Source organism: Duganella sp. Leaf61 (assembly GCF_001421905.1).
Taxonomy (GTDB): domain Bacteria; phylum Pseudomonadota; class Gammaproteobacteria; order Burkholderiales; family Burkholderiaceae_D; genus Rugamonas; species Rugamonas zoogloeoides.
The window spans coordinates 242,965-258,556 of sequence record NZ_LMLM01000023.1; the positions used below are offsets into that span (position 1 = coordinate 242,965).

General features: G+C 65.1%; 7 protein-coding genes. 1 reads left to right on the forward strand and 6 read right to left on the reverse strand.

The window, feature by feature from the left end:
- Positions 1–62: 62 nt before the first annotated feature.
- Positions 63–1,361: an aminotransferase class V-fold PLP-dependent enzyme gene (locus ASF04_RS14145; protein WP_056142743.1), complete on the forward strand. Its 1,299-nt coding sequence runs from the start codon at positions 63–65 to the stop codon at positions 1,359–1,361.
- 104 nt (positions 1,362–1,465) lie between these two features.
- Here the strand turns inward: ASF04_RS14145 and ASF04_RS14150 are convergent, their stop codons facing one another.
- The 6 genes from ASF04_RS14150 to ASF04_RS14175 form a co-directional block, all read right to left on the reverse strand.
- On the reverse strand, positions 1,466–3,721 hold the full coding sequence (locus ASF04_RS14150) for a TonB-dependent siderophore receptor (RefSeq protein WP_056142746.1): 2,256 nt from the start codon (positions 3,719–3,721) through the stop codon (positions 1,466–1,468).
- Positions 3,722–3,833: 112 nt separating this feature from the next.
- Positions 3,834–5,762, reverse strand: coding sequence for a methyl-accepting chemotaxis protein (locus ASF04_RS14155; protein WP_056142752.1), 1,929 nt, complete (start codon positions 5,760–5,762; stop codon positions 3,834–3,836).
- A 665-nt stretch (positions 5,763–6,427) separates the two neighbouring features.
- Complete coding sequence (locus tag ASF04_RS27535; protein ID WP_156368648.1) at positions 6,428–6,760, reverse strand: hypothetical protein; 333 nt, start codon at positions 6,758–6,760, stop codon at positions 6,428–6,430.
- A 63-nt stretch (positions 6,761–6,823) separates the two neighbouring features.
- Positions 6,824–9,208, reverse strand: coding sequence for a hypothetical protein (locus tag ASF04_RS14165; RefSeq protein WP_056142756.1), 2,385 nt, complete (start codon positions 9,206–9,208; stop codon positions 6,824–6,826).
- Positions 9,209–9,417: 209 nt separating this feature from the next.
- The gene (locus ASF04_RS14170) at positions 9,418–11,733 is read right to left on the reverse strand and encodes a catecholate siderophore receptor Fiu (protein WP_056142760.1); all 2,316 of its coding nucleotides are present in this window, start codon (positions 11,731–11,733) and stop codon (positions 9,418–9,420) included.
- A gap of 161 nt (positions 11,734–11,894) precedes the next feature.
- On the reverse strand, positions 11,895–15,434 hold the full coding sequence (locus tag ASF04_RS14175; protein ID WP_056142762.1) for a response regulator: 3,540 nt from the start codon (positions 15,432–15,434) through the stop codon (positions 11,895–11,897).
- Positions 15,435–15,592 lie beyond the last annotated feature (158 nt).

Genomic DNA, 15,592 nt, shown 5'->3' on the forward strand with positions numbered 1-15,592 from the left:
ACAAGCACGGCGCTGGCGTTTGCCTACAATGTTCCGATCGCCAATCACCGCACAGGACCGTTATGACCATCAGCCGCCGCACCTTTCTGCAGGGTTCCCTCGTTGCCGCCAGCACCGCTGGTACCGTTGGCGCCACGCCAGCGCTGCAGGCGCAGGATCAGCCATTACGGGCGCCGGCCGGCCCGGCCGCACAGGTCGTGCACGACGAAGCGTACTGGCGTGACATCAAGTCGCACTACGACGTCAGCGGCGAGTTCATCAACCTGGAAAACGCCTACTACGGCATCATGACGCGCGCGGTATCGGACGATTTCAAGCGCCATATCGACCGCCTCAACCGCGACAACTCGTACTTCCTGCGGCGCGAATTCGACCGCCAGGGCATCGAGGCGATCCGCGCCACGCTGGCGCAGCACCTGGGCGTGCCCACCGACGAGGTGGCGCTCACGCGCGGCGCCACCGAATCGCTGCAAAACCTGATCAGCAACTACCAGTTGCTCAAGGCCGGCGACACCATCATGTACGGCAACCTCGACTACGATTCGATGCAGTACTCCATGCAGGACCTGGCCGCGCGGCGCGGTGCCACGGTGGCGGTGGTCACCACGCCCGAGCCGGCCACGCACCAAGGCGTGCTGGATGCTTACGAGCAGGCGCTCAAGGCGCATCCGCGCACGCGCCTGTTGCTGCTCACGCACATCAGCCACCGCACCGGACTGGTGTATCCGATTGCCGAGCTGGTGAAGATGGCCAAGGCGCGCGGCGTCGATGTGATCGTGGACGTGGCGCAGTCGTGGGGCCAGCTCGACTACCAGTTGCCGGACCTGCAGGCGGACTTCGTCGGCGGCAACCTGCACAAGTGGATCGGCGCGCCGCTGGGCCTGGGTTTTATCCACATCCGCAAGGAGCGGCTGAGCGCGATCGGCATCCACCTGGGCAATGCCGACCACCCGGAGACCGACATCCGTGCGCGCGTGCTGGCCGGCACTGTCAATGTCGCTGCGCTGATGACCATCCCCGCCGCGCTGCGCCAGCACGACGCCATGGGCACGCGCAACAAGGGCGCCCGCCTGCTGCACCTGCGCAACCACTGGGTGGCGCAACTGCGCGGCAGCAGCAAGGTGCACATCCTGGCCCCCGACGACATGAGCGGCGCCGTCACGTCGCTGCGCCTGGCCGGCAAGACCAGTTTTGATGACAACGTAGCCCTGCAAAAAATCCTGGCCGACCAGTACGGCATCTTCACGGTCCCGCGCAAAGGCGCGGCAGGTGGCGCCTGCCTGCGCGTGACGCCGGCCCTGTTCACCACCACCGCAGAACTCGACAAATTCACCGCCGCGATCCGCCAACTCACTACCTGAATTGGGGGTAAAAGTCGACGGTAAAAAACAGTCTAAAATTATTTATATAAACCGTTTATACGATATAAACTATTTATTTCGTATAAACGATATAAATAATTAAATCAAAGCGCCGCGCGCAGCGTCACCACCACGTTGCGCGGATCGCCGTAGTAGTAGGCCAGGCCGGTCGGCGCAAAGCGCTTGTAGTAGGTTTTATCGGTCAGATTGTTGACGTTGACCTGCACCGAGTAACGGTCGTTGAAGCGGTAGCCGGCCATGGCGTTCAATACCGAGTAGCCGCCCTGGCGCGCGGTCAAGCCGCTGCCGGTGACGGTGGCGTCGCTCTGGATGTTGGCGCCACCACCCACGGTCCAGCCCTTGAGCAGGCCGCTCAGGCGGTAGTTGCTGAAGAAGCGCAGCTGGTGGCGCGGATCGATGGCGCGCAGCGGCTGGTTGGTGTTGGCGGCGGTATCGACCACGTACCTGGTGCGGGTGTTGGTGTAACCGCCCTGGATGTTCCAGCCCGGCGCCAGCTCGCCCGACAGCTCCGCTTCCCAGCCTTCGCTCTCGGTCTTGCCGCTGGCAATGCGGCAACGGCCGGTCGGATTCGACGGCGCACAGGTAGCCGGTCCCGTCGAGTCTTCCACCGCGCGGCCCACGTTGTTGATGCGGAACAGGCCGGCCGACGCATTGAGCTTGCCGCCGAAGAACTCGCCTTTCAGGCCCGCTTCGTAGTCCTCGCCGGTGATCGGCTTGAGCATGTTGTTGTTGACGTCCTTGACGTTTTGCGGCGTGAAGATTTCGGTGTAGCTGACGTAGGCGTTGAGCTTCTTGGTGATGTCGTACACCAGGCCGGCAAACGGCGTGGTCTGGCGCTCCACCTTGTAGCTGGTGGTGGGGGCGGCCGGGGCGCGGTACTCGTACCAGCTCAGGCGCACACCGGCCAGCGCCGTGAGCGAGTCCATCAGCGACAGGCTGGTGGTTGCATACACGCCCTGCTGCTGGACGAAAGTCGGCTTCAGGGTATTGACCGTGACCAGGTGGTTTTCCGGGTACGTGGTGTACGGGTCCCAGTTGCGGATATCGACGTTATTGAGCGGGAACTGGTTGCCCAGGCCGGCCGTCGCGACGGTACGCGTGCGCAGGGCTTCCGCGCCCACCACCAGCTTGTGCTGGCGGCCCAGCAGGGTGAACGGGCCGTTGGCGCTGAGCGAGTAGTTATCCTGCTGGCTGTCGTCGCCCGTGTACTGCGACGTGGTCACGCCGAACAGGTAATCGTCCTTGCTGCCGGTGGGGCGGGCGATGTACGACTGCTTGAAGCCGTTCGGGTCCATCTTCAGGTGCAGGTAGCCGGCGCTGGCCTTGGCGGTCCAGCCATTGTCGAAACGCTGCTCGAGCTCCACGAACGCCTGTTCGTTGGCGCGGTTCCAGCGGTTCCAGGCGGCGCCCAGGAACGTGTCGCGTGGCAGGTTCATCGACGAGCCATCGAGCTTGGCCGGCATGCCGCCCCACGAGCCGGTGGCATCGAGTTCGGTGCGCTGCAGGCTGGCGGTGAGCACAGTGTCCGGCGACAGGTCCGCTTCCACCACGCCGTACAGCACTTGCCGGTCTTCCTTCATCGCCTTCTGGAAGCTGTCCTTTTTTTCCTTGACGGCCACCAGGCGCGCGCGCACGGTGCCGTCCTGGTTCAGGGCGCCCGAAATATCGCCTTCGGCGCGGCGCCGGTCCCACGAACCGAGCACGCCAGTGGCAGACGCCTGGAAGTCGCGCGTGGGACGCTTGCGCACCATGTTGACGGTGGCGGACGGATTGCCCGAACCGCGCAACATGCCGGAGGCGCCGCGCAGCACTTCCACGCGGTCGAGCACGGCCGCATCGGGCTGGGCGAAGGCCGAGCCGCCCTGGGTAATGGTCAAACCGTCCACTTGCATGGCGTCGATCTGGTAGCCGCGCGAGTGGTACGTGATGCGCTCGCTGTCGGTGTAGTCAACCGCGATGCCGGGCGTGGCCAGCATCAGGTCGGTCAGGTTGAGCAGCGCGCGATCTTCGATGAACTGGCGCGTGAGCACGGTGACCGGCTGCGGAATTTCACGCACCGATTCCAGGCCCTTGACGATCGACGTCTTGCGGCTGCCGAACGAACCCGAGTTCTCGGTGGTGACACGGTCGCTGGTGCCGGTGACGGTCACGCTGGGCAGCAAAGTGTCGCGGTCGGCCTCCGCACCGGCGGCTGCATCTGCCGGCGCTGGTGCGTCCGCAGCGTAAGCCAGCGGGAACGTGATGGCCGCACTCGCGCACAGCAGCGCAAGGCGGGCCGCCAGGCGCACGGGGCGCAGGACTGGGGTGAATGAAAATGGTCTGTCTGCGCGGTGAAACATCACAACTCCTGAACGTTGAGTAATCTAAATGAGAATCACTCGCAATTATAAATAGGAATTGTGACTACGTCTACGCTACCGGGCTGTAACCACCGGGCATATTGCGACCAAACTAGTACCGCACGAACTTGGTTTCATCCGGCCCGGTGGACGCAAATTCCTGCTGCCGTGGCGCTGCGGCGTGGCGTGGGGCGGATGACGGGCGGGGCTGCTGCCGGCTGGCGCCGTGGCTGCTGGATGAGGCGGCGGTGCTTTTCAGGCTGCCCGCCACCCGGAAGAAACTCATCGCCTGCTGTAACTCTTCGGCCTGGCTGCTCATCTGCTCGGCGGTGGAGGCCAGTTGTTCGGAGCCGGCGGCGTTTTGCTGGGTGGTCTGGCTCAACTGGGCGATGGCGGAATTGATTTGCGCCAGGCCTGCCGATTGCTCTTCCGATGCCGACGTGATTTCCTGTACCAGGTCGGACGTCTTGCGGATATTGGGTACCATCGCGCCCAGCATCTGGCCGGCATGCTCGGCCAGGCTGACGCTGCTGGTGGCGACTTCGCCGATTTCCTGGGCTGCCACCTGGCTGCGTTCGGCCAGCTTGCGCACCTCGGCCGCCACCACTGCGAAGCCCTTGCCGTGCTCGCCCGCGCGGGCCGCTTCGATGGCGGCGTTCAGCGCCAGCAAATTGGTTTGATAGGCGATGTCGTCGATGATCAGCACCTTGGCGGCGATCTGCTTCATGGCCGTCACCGTCGAGCGCACGGCTTCGCCGCCTTCGGTCGCCTCCACCGCCGCGCGGCTGGCCATGGCGTCGGTCACCTTGGCGTTGTCGGTGTTTTGCGCTACCGACGCGGTCATCTGCTCGACCGAGGCCGAGGTTTCTTCCACGCCCGCTGCCTGTTCGCTGGCGGCCTGCGCCAGCGAGTTGGCGGTGGCGCTCACTTGCTCGGAGGCGGCAGCCAGCCCTTCGGCATTGGCATTCACTTCGGCGACCACCTGCCCCAGCTTGGCCACGGTGGTGTTGGCGTATTTTTTCAGTTCGCCGAACGCGCCTTCGTACGGCTTGTCGATGGTTTGCGTGAGGTCGCCGTCGGACATCGCCCCCATCACCCGCACTACGTCGGCAATGCTGGCGCCGGTGGTGGCCGCCAGTTGATTGAGGCCGTCGCCCATGTCGCGCTGGAAGCCCTGCAAGCCATTGAGGTCCACGCGGGAATCGAAGTTGCCGCGATTGGCCGCTTCCACTACCGTGCGCTGGCCGTCGATTACCTGCTTGAGCTTGGCCACCATCTCCTTGACTGTCAACAGCAGGCTGCCCTTGTCGCCGGGCCGGGTGACCACGTCGCTGGACAGGTCGCCTTCGGAAATGCGCCGCAGCACCTGGGCCGCATAGGCAGGCTCGCCGCCGAGTCCACGCACCAGGCTGGCAGTGATGGCCCACGCCAGCCCGATCGCGATCACCACCGCGCCCACCACCAGTGCGATCACCGTGTTGCGCGTGCTGTCATAGTTCTCGGCCGCGTGCTGGCGGTCCTGTTCCATCAGCGAGGTCTGGTGCTTGACCAGGTTTTCCAGCGCCGCCAGGTAGCTGCTGTTGGCGACAAGGAACTGGTCCTTCATGTACTCGAGCGCGGCCTTCGGATCGTCCTTGATCAAGGCATACAGTTCCACATAGGCGGGATTGAGCGCATTGCTCTTGCTGGTGATCTCGCGGAACAGTTCGCGCCCCTTGTCGCTGGCCACCAGCTTGTCCAGCCGGGCCAGCGCTTCGGCCACCTTGACGCGGTTGGCCTCGGCAGTCGCCTTGTAGCGTTCGCGTTCCTCGTTGCTGGTGGCCAGCATCATGCTGCGTACCTGGCGGCCGTTGTCGATGGTGAGGGTGGCTGCTTCATTGGCCAGCATGACCTTCGGATAGCGGTCGTCCATCAGCAGGCTGACGTCGTGATTCAAGGCCGCCATGCTGTTCAGGCTGACCGCCGACAGCGCCAGCAGTAATACCACCACCGCGCCGAAACCGATCGCCAGCCGTACCGCCACCTTCATGTTTGCAAACATAGTCGCTCCTGAAACGGATGTGCGCATGCCTGCCAGGGAAATGGCCGGGACATGCAAGGGGAAAAGACGGGAAATGACCGCTGTGACAGCTAGCGGCATGCAAGGGGTGATCGAGGGCGTTGTGTGGCGCGGCGCCGGGGCGCGCCGCCAGGTATTTCGCGGACAAGCCAACCACACAAGCCATTGCAGTCCCATTCCGGAGAACCCGGAAGCAAAAGTCTGACATTGATCATGTCATGGGGCCGGGATTGGTGGCAAGCGATTTCACCGATGGTGTTGCAGGATAGGCGTCGAAAAAATTCAAACAATCTTGAAACAAATATTGCTAGAAAAATATATCCGTATGATAATATTTTTCTTAAATAAGAATAATTCTCAATTCTATGCGTGGCCAGCGCTATCGTAGATAAGATACGAATGAAAAAACTCAATTTAAACGGTAATGTTTTGCCCGCTGATGGATGGCGTGCCTGCCTGCCCTGGATGCTGTTGGTGCTGTCTTTGTTCAGTCCCCCAGCGGCAGCATCTATGGACAAACCCTGGTGCTGCGGGGCATGTTGCACTGTTGAAAAGAAAATCGACGAGAGCCGCAGACCCTGATGGTGTGACACTCTTTATGTGTAGTGGTTGCTTTAGAGGAAGTTCGTATGCTGTTGCTGAAATCACTAGGTTGGATAGGCGTAGTCGCTGGCACGTCCTTCCTGATCTACCTGGTCCGCGTTTTTTTTGACGGGGCATTGGAGCTGCGCGGTAAAGATCAAACCGTGCACATGGTCTACCGACATATTGACCCAGGCTTTTTCTATGCATATTGGGGAGCATTGTTCGTTGCGGGTATTTTCATACTCGGATTGGGTTGGTCCGTGCTGCGCAAGCCACGGTAGCAAGCCTGCGGCCGCTTTCTGACGGCTCAGCTTTTGGCGATCAGGCAGCGCCCGGCGAAACGCGGCGGCCGTAGTCAGCGACACCATGCGGTGATGCCGGAAAAGCCCCAGCATGCGCATGTCGTCGTGCTCGCGTTTGATCTTCCCGCCGCCCCGCTCCCCGATGTCTGCGCCAGATCAAACGCGCGCGGGCATTCGGCGCCATCCGTCGCCGCGCCAGGCCAGTAGCGCCAGGCCCAGCACCAGCATCAGCCAGGCGCCCGGCTCCGTCACCGGTGTCAGGGCGTCGCCGGCGCCCAGCACGTAGCTGAAGCCGTAGATGCCGCCGTTGAACGAGAAGCGCACCAGCAGGTCGAGCGTGCTGGTGTTGAACACGCCCAGGTCGAGCACGTTATCGGAGAAGAACAGCGCGGCCTGGTCCGGATTGTTGAAGCTGCCCGCGTACAGTTCGGTGGCGCCATTGCTGACCGAGAATTCGAAGTTGGCGGTATTGAATTCCGAGACGAACGGCAGTCCCAATCCCAGCAGCAGGTGGCGGCCGGCGGTAACCGGCACGCTGAACTGCGCCGTGGCGCTGAACGGGAAGAACATCGCGCCCATGGTGCCGGCGCCCAAGAACTGGGCGTCGGCGAATGCTGCCGCGATGTTGGGCGAGGCCGCCAGCAAGGTGGACAGCGAAGCCGGATCGGGCAGCGCGCTGGCGTACGAAGAGACCATGCCGACGGCGGGATCGGGCGTCCACGCGCCGTAGGCTGCGCCGCCGACATTGGCCGCGCTGTATGCCTCGGGCTGGTAAAAATCGGCCGGCTGGCCCGTGCCAGCGGTGGCCACCACCGCGGCGCCGAGGCTGGCGTCGCTGTAGCTGCTGCGCGCCAGCACTTCGCCGCTGCGGAAACTGGCCACCGCGTGGGCGCGCGCTTCTGGCGCCAGCAGCGACGCTGGCGGCAAAGGCGGCGCCGGCATGCCAAGCGCGCGCGTGACCGAGGCCTGGGCGATGGCAGATCCGGCTTCGGTGTTGCCAAAGCGGCCGCTGCCGGACATGGCGACCGCGTCGGCGCTCGCATGCCAGGCCGAACGGGCATCGGCGCGCGCGGTGGCCGCCGCGCCCGGGTTGAAGAAGGCGCCGCCGCCATTGGCGATGGCGTTGGCCACCGCGCTGTAGCTGGAATCGACCGTGGCGCGCGCAATGCCGGCGCCACCCTCGTTGCCGCCGTACGCGCCGGTGGCCAGCGCGGTGCCGGTCACGCGACCGTAGCCGGCCACCGTCACGGTGGCGTCGGCCGTGCCACCGCCGCCCGAGAAGGCGCCGATGCCGGGCAAGCCTGCCAGCGCGGTGCTGGTGGCGGCAATCACCGCGTTCCAGCTGCCGGCGGCCGGTGCGTTGCCTGCGAGCGAGACGGTGCTGGTGGCATTGCCGCCCGCGCCCGGTGCGCCCGATATCGGGTCGTTGAACGGGTTGCCGGCAGCGTTGCCACCGATGCCCCCGGTGGCGGTGCTGTCAACGCTGGCGTTGAGTGCGCCGCCCAGGCCGCTGGTAATGGTGGACGTGGCGTTACCGCCGCGTCCAGCATATGCAAACACGGTATCGCCGCCGGCGCCGCCGGTGGCGCTCTGCACCAGTGTCAGCGTGCCGGTACTGCTGTTGAAGGCGCTGCTGGTGTTGGCGGCGGCATCGCCACCGTTGCCGCCGTAGGCAAAGGGGGCGTTGTCAAAATCGAGGTTGGCGTGGCCGCCGGCGCCGCCGGTGGCGCGCACTTCCTGGTTGTAGGAGGACAGCGTGGCGTTGGGATTGCCGACGCCTGCGTTGGCCGAGGCATTGCCGCCCGCACCGCCGTTCGTGCCGTCGACATTGGCGGCGGCGCCCTGGCCGCCGGTGGCAATCGACCGCACGCTGGCCGCGCCGCTGCCCAGTGCGACCGTCGTGAGGTTGCTGAGCGCCGCGCCGCCGGCAGCGCCGTTGAGTACGCCCGTGGAGCGGCCGCCCTGGCCGCCGGTGGCCTGCGCCACGCCTTGCACGGCGCCGCTGCCAGAACTGGTGAGCACGCCGTTGGCGAACGCTGTACTGCCGACACCGCCTGCCGCGCCCGCCCCGGTCTGGGCGCCGCTGCCCGGCTGGCCGGCGTTGCCGCCCAGGCCGCCGTTGGCGGTGACCGCCAGGCTGGCGCCGGTTGCCGGCGCCGCCACCGATAGCTCGGCCGAGGTGTCGGCACCGGCGCCGCCAGCGCCGGCCGCGCCCCCGGTCTGACCGGTATTGCCATTGGCGCCATTACCGCCCGCGCCGCCGGCGCCGCCATTGACCAGCAGGGTATTGACCGGATCGGCGCCAAACAGCAGGTACGGGGCGGACGGCGCGGCGCCGCCAGCGGTACCGGGCGCGCCCGGCGTGGCGCCGGCCAGGCCGCTGCTGCCAGGCGACCCCTGGTAGATCACGTCCACCGCCAGCGCGTTGCCGCACCAGGCCGCGCAGACCAGCGGAATCATGCGCAGGACGGTGCGCAGCCGGTTCGATGAGATGGGGGAAATCGATGAATGCGGCCGCAAAGCCGAATGGTGGTATGCCATGGTTGCCTCCCTGAAGTGGGGAGGCTCTGCACAGATGCCGTTGCAATCGCATGCCAGCCGCCCGTGCAAGCATTGTAATGAACGTTCTTTATTTATCTACTCTTTATTGCATCAAAATCCGCTGGCAGGACCGTAAAACAACGTTGTGCAAAAACGAAAAAGCCCCGCCGGTACCGGCGGGGCTCAGGTGCTGCCAGGCAGCGTGCTGCTTAGAACTTGATGTTGGCGGTCAGGCTGCCCGAGCGCGGTTGGCCCGGGGTGTAGCGGTAACCGGACTTGTTGATCGCCGCAACATATTCTTTGTCGGTCAGGTTGTACACGTTCAGGCGCAGGTCGATGTGCTTGTTGAGCGGGTAGCTGGCCATGGCATCGGCCACCCAGTACGAATCGATATGGGACGGAGTGCCCACGGCGCCGTCGGTGCCGCGACGCAGCTGGTCGTTGAAGCGCACGCCGCCACCGACAGTCAGGCCGAACGGCAGGGTGTACGAGGTCCACGACGTGAACGACTGCTTCGGCGTGTAGGCCAGGTAGACTTCGCCGTCGGCCGCCACTGCGCGGCCGTTGGTGACCTTGGCCGACATGCGGGTGTAGCCTGCGCTCACCAGCCAGCCACGCGTGATTTCACCGGTCACGCCCAGTTCCACGCCCTGGTTGCGCTTCTCGCCGGTCTGGAAGTAGGTGCCGCTGGTGGCATCCTGCTCCACTTCGTTTTTCACCGTGGTGCGGTACACCGCTGCCGACAGCGACAGTTTTTGCTTGAGCAGATCCCATTTGCCGCCGAACTCGTAGTTGGTGGTTTCCTGTGGATCGTAGTTGGGGTTGGCGGCGCTGTTGGCGTTGGCGCTGAGCGAGAAGTTGGTGCCGCCCGGCGGCGCCTTCGAGCTGGCCGCCAGCGCATAGACACTGCTCTCCGGCGTCAGCTTGTACAGTGCCGACAGCTTGCCGTTGACCAGCGTGTCACCGACCTTAAGGTTGGTGGCGATGCGGGTGCCGACCGGGATGGTTTGCGGCGTGGCCGTGCCTTGGATGGCCACCGAATCGTAGGTGGTGCTGAAGTGGTCCAGGCGCAGGCCGCCGTTGATGATCCAGTCGCCGAACTTGGCGGTGTCGAACAGGTACACGGCCTGGGTGTCGGTGCTGCCCACCGCTTGCGCGCCGGTGCGGGCATAGGTGAAGGTTTGCGGCGTGGACGGATTCGGGTTGTAGATGCTGGTGCGGGTGATGGTGGTGCCGGGAGTGGTCGCAAGCGTGTAGTTGGTTTGTTTCTCGGTGATGAATTCCAGGCCGGCCACCAGCGTGTGCTTGACTGCGCCGGTGCCGAACTCGGCGGTGACGTTGGTCTGGTTGGTCAGCACCTTGTTGGTCTGGTCCTTGTAGGTCAGGGTGGTGCGGGCCATGGTCCAGGTGTCGGGCGTGCCGGTGACGATCAGATTGGCGGAGGTGGCCATGAACGCGGTCAGCAGGTAGTCCTGCTTGTTCTTGCCGTAGCGGGTGGTGTTCTGCAATTTCACGCCGTTGGCGAAGTCGTGTTCCACGCGGGCCGTGAACTGGTCGGCGGTGACGTTGTCGTGGTCCTTCTCCGAACCGTAGAAATTCTTCGGATCGACACGTGGCGCCGAATTGAGGGCGGCGTTCAGGGCAGCGCGCTGCTCGGCTGTCATGGCTGCCGTCACCGGCGCCGTGTAGCCCGGCAGGCCGATGGTCAGTACGCCGCCATCGGGAATATTGTCCTGCTTGACGTGCAGGTAGTTCAGGTAGAGGCGAGTAGGACCGTTCAGACCGAACGCCAGCGACGGCGCCACGGCCCAGCGCTTGTTCTCGACCACGTCGCGGGCCGCGTTGCCGCTGTCCTGCACCAGCGCGTTCAAGCGGAAGGCGCTGCCGCTGTCGGCGTTGATCATCTGGTTGACGTCGGCGGTGACGCGTTTTTGCTTGCCGCTGCCGGCGGTGACGGAACCGAGGTAGGCGTCTTCCAGTTGCGGGCGCTTGCTGACCAGGTTGATCGAACCGGTTGGCGCGCTGCGGCCGTTGTCGGTGCCGGCCGGGCCCTTGAGCACGTCGATCTGCTCGATGTTGAAGATGTCGCGGGTGATCGAACCGACGTCGCGCACGCCGTCCACGTAGATGCTGCCCGAGGTGTCGAAGCCGCGCATGAAGATGGCGTCGCCGGTGTTGGTGTTGCCGTTTTCACCGAGGAAGAAAGCGCCCACGCCCGGGGTGTTGCGCAGCGCTTCGGTCAGCGAGACTGCGCCCTGCTGCTCGATCAGTTCCTTCTTGATCACGGTGATGGTCTGGGCGGTATCGACCAGCTTTTCGGTGTACTTGGCCGAGACGGCGCGGTCGGCCTTGAAGGTGTCTTCGGCGGCGCCTTGTACCTTGACTTCGGACAGGGTTTGCGGGGCCTGCGCCTGCTCATCGGCGGCGGCAACGGCGTGCGCTGCCACCGGCAGCAGCATCGCGGCCAGGGCGGCGCTCATGTGTTGGTTGAAACGGGACTGCGCGTGCTTGCGGCTCTTGATCATTACGGTATCTCTCGTTCGGATAGTTAGGACGGCTCGAATGCCGGTTGTTATTCGATTAATCCGTGAGATTGTAACGATGGCGTCGCATTTCGTAAATGCGAATTGTTATCAATATCGTTTACGTGTGGTATTTCTGCAAATGCAGATGAGTTTTCTTTCTGTCAATCCGGCTGAAGGGCGAGCCAGGCCCCCGCCTGGTGCAGCGTGGCCTGCAGTTCGGTGCGCACCGCCTGGTAGCCGGCAGCGATCGCCGCGCCGTCTTCCTTGACGATCGCGTCTTCGGCATCCATGGTGGCCTGGATCAGGCGCCGTGCACCGAGCACCCCCACCGCGCCGCGCAGGCCGTGGAACTGGCGGGCGGCATCGCGCAAGCGCCCCTCGGCAATGGCGGTGCCGGCTTCGTCGGCCGGCGCCATGCCGCCTTCGATGGCGCCGCGCACCATCTTGAGCATCACCGCCCTGCCCTTGGCGTCCTTGCCCATCACGCGCATCAGCTTGTCCACGTTGAAGATGTCGGCTTCGCTGCCGGCACCGGGCACCGTTCCCGTCGCCGGTGCCGGCACTGGAGCTGCCACCAGCCTGACGGCGGCGTGAGGCCGCGCCGGTGGCGGCAGCGCAGCAGGCGCAGGCACCGGCGCGGCTGCCGTTTTTTTAGGCAGGTGACGCAGCAGCACCGCCAGCATTTCCTCGACCTCGATCGGCTTCGGGATGAAGGCGGTTACGCCTACCGTCACGCTGCGCTCGCGCTCCGCTTCGAGGACGCCGGCCGTCATCGCCACGATGGGCAAGGTAAGCTTGAGTTCCTGGCGCAGGATGCGGGTGGCGGTGAAGCCGTCCATGACCGGCATCTGCATGTCCATCAGTACCGCGTCATATTCTCCCTGGCGCGTGCTCATGCGGTCCACCGCCTGCTGGCCGTTGTCCACCACGTCCACCGTTGCGCCGGCCAGTTCGAGCATGCCGCAAGCCACCGCCTGGTTGGCCACGTTGTCTTCGACCAGCAGCAGGCGGCAACCGGTCAGTGTCCCTTCGATGCCCTGGCCGGACGCCATTTGCAGCCCGGTTTCGCCGTTGGTCACCAGCGCCTCGTGCAGGGCGTCGAACAGGTTGGAGCTGGTGATGGGTTTCACGAGTACCACGTCCACCTCGGGCGCGGCGGAAATTTCCTCCAGGCGGTCGCGGGCAAAGGCGTTGACCATCACGACCACCGGCTGGCCGCCCTCGGGCGCGGCAGCGCGGATGCCCTTGGCTGTGGCCAGTCCATCCATGCCGGGCATGTGCCAGTCGGCCAGCACCACGTCGTACGGCTGCTGTGCATCCAGGCTGGCGCGGAACAGGGCCAGCGCCTCGGTGCCGGAAGCCACTTCGTCCGCCTGCCAACCCCAGGCGCGGATCATCTGGGCGATCAGGGTGCGGCTGGTGTCGCTGTCGTCGGCCACCAGCATGCGCAGCTCGCCAATCGCAGGGCGGCGCCGCTCCTCTCCCTTCTCGGGCAGCACTTCGAACGGCAACTCGAACCAGAAGCGCGAGCCGTGGCCCTCGCTGCTGCTGACCGTGATTTCTCCGCCCATCAGCTCGATCAGGCGGCGCGTGATCGCCAGGCCCAGGCCGGTGCCGCCGAAGCGCCGGGTGATGCTCTGGTCGCCCTGCGAAAACGCGTGGAACAGCTGGCCCAGCTGCTGTTCGGTCATGCCCATGCCGGTGTCGCGCACTTCGAAGTGCAGCCGCGCCTGCGATGCGGACGACCATTCGGCCAGGCCGATCGACACCACCACCTCGCCGGCAGCGGTGAACTTGATGGCGTTGCCGGCCAGGTTGACCAGGATTTGCTGCAGCCGCAGGGCGTCGCCGCGCAGCAGCTTGGGCACGGCAGGATCGACGGCGATGGCCAGTTCGATTTCCTTGTCGCCGGCATTCATGGTCATGGTGGTGGCCAGCGAATTCATGGTGTCGTCGAGGTTGAACTCGACCGGTGACAGCGCCATGTGGCGCGCCTCGATCTTGGAGTAGTCGAGCACGTCGTTGAGGATGCCCAGCAGCGACTGGCCCGACACCCGCACCATGTTCAGGTACTTGCGCTGCTGCGGCGTCAGCTGGGTGTTGCCGAGCAAATAGACCATGCCCAGCACCGCGTTCATCGGGGTGCGGATCTCGTGGCTCATGTTGGCGACGAATTCGCTCTTGGCCCGGTTGGCGGCTTCGGCGCGGTCGCGCTCGCGCTCGAGTTCCTCGGTGCGCGCAGCCGCTTCCACCCGCAAGCGGTGCGCCTCGGTCACGTCCGCGATCACCGCCAGTACCTTGGTGCCCTGGTCGGTGCGCACCGCACTCAGGTTGATCTCGATCGGGAACTCGGTGCCGTCCTGGCGCAGGCCGTGCAGCACGGCGCCGCGCCCCATGCGCACCGGCTCGGCGCTGAGGCGCTCGGCAAAAAAATGTTCGCGGTGGCTGGTGTGGCGGTCGCGCAGGGGCGCCGGCACCAGCATCTCGATCGCGCGGCCCAGCAACTGGTCGCGCGGGTAGCCGAAGCAGCGTTCGCACTCGCGGTTGGCGGTTTCGATGCGGCCATCCATGCCCACCACCAGGATGGCGTTGGGCGCGTACTCGAGCACGCTTTGCAGGCGGGTATCGGCGGCTTGCCGCTCGCGCATCAGGTGGTTGAACGCGGTGGTCAGCTGGCCCACCTCGTCGTCGGCATGGACCGGCAGCGGCGCGAATTCGGTGGTGGAGCCGCGCAGCGCGCCGATGGCGTTGCGCAGCTTGACCAGCGGCGCCAGCAGGCGCGCGGCCAGGCCGCCCACCAGCAGCGCCGTCAGCAGCGAGGCCAGACCGCCCCACAGCAGCAGGCGCGCGAGTACGCCGTCGAACGCCTCGTAGGCTTCGGCGGCGGGCAGCGACGTGCCCAGCACCCAGTCCACCGACTTCAGCGTCTTGTAGCTGTTGAGCACTTCGCGGCCCTCGGTATCGACGCTGTCCACCGTGCCCTCGAAGCCGTCGGCCAGCGCCAGCGTGGTGGCGCCGTTGAGCTGGCCGCCGCGCGGCTGCAGCAGGCGGTTGGGGTCCGGGTGCAGCACGTACACCGGCTTGGGACCGCGCGTGAGGGCAAAATAATAGCCGCTGGCGCCCACGGTGGCGTGGCGCAGGTGGCCGAGGAAGTTGTTCTTGTACAGCCGCAGCACGCCGGACAGGATGCACACCACCTCGCCGCGCGCGTCGAGCACGGGCGCGATCACCTGCACGATCGGTTCGCGCTGGTATTTGCCCAGCACCGGCTCGGTGATCATCGGCTTGCGCGTGTACATCACCTGCTTGAAGTAGGCGCGGTCGGACACGTCCATGCCCACCCGGCCCGGCACCACCGGCAAGTCGGCCACGGCCTTGCCGTCGGCGCCATACACCACGAGCTCGTCGAACAGCGACAGGATGGCGCGGTCCTGGTAGTAGGCGCGCAGGCGTTCGGCCGAGGTGCCGAGCTCGAGCGGCTGCTTGCGGGCGGAAAAGGCAACGATCTCGAGCAGCGCGGTCAGCTTGTCGTCGAGTTCCTCGGCAGTGCGGGCCACCAGTGCAGTTTGCTGGGTAAACAGCACCCGGGCGAAATCGTGCTTGACTCGTTGCATCTGAACCACGGTCACCAGGGCGATCATCAGGATCGAGGTGATGCTGGTTGCCAGTGCAACTTTCGCCTTGATCCCAAGTGGTTTCATGTCGTCCTTGTGCGAGGGCTGCGAGGGAGAAAACCAGGAGTAACAGGAATTTTCCTATCAAAGTTCAAGAATGGCAACAGGATTGCGATGGACACACAATTGAATCGCGTGTGACTTGCAATCTGTACTTGCAATGGCGCAAGCGCGGGCTTTGCTTT

Coding starts and splice junctions, on each gene's coding strand:
- ASF04_RS14155 (WP_056142752.1), bottom strand. CDS start 5,762: ATGTTTGCAAACATGAAGGTGGCGGTACGGCTGGCGATCGGTTTCGGC.
- ASF04_RS14165 (WP_056142756.1), bottom strand. CDS start 9,208: ATGGCATACCACCATTCGGCTTTGCGGCCGCATTCATCGATTTCCCCC.
- ASF04_RS14150 (WP_056142746.1), bottom strand. CDS start 3,721: ATGTTTCACCGCGCAGACAGACCATTTTCATTCACCCCAGTCCTGCGC.
- ASF04_RS14170 (WP_056142760.1), bottom strand. CDS start 11,733: ATGATCAAGAGCCGCAAGCACGCGCAGTCCCGTTTCAACCAACACATG.
- ASF04_RS14175 (WP_056142762.1), bottom strand. CDS start 15,434: ATGAAACCACTTGGGATCAAGGCGAAAGTTGCACTGGCAACCAGCATC.
- ASF04_RS27535 (WP_156368648.1), bottom strand. CDS start 6,760: ATGCTGGGGCTTTTCCGGCATCACCGCATGGTGTCGCTGACTACGGCC.
- ASF04_RS14145 (WP_056142743.1), top strand. CDS start 63: ATGACCATCAGCCGCCGCACCTTTCTGCAGGGTTCCCTCGTTGCCGCC.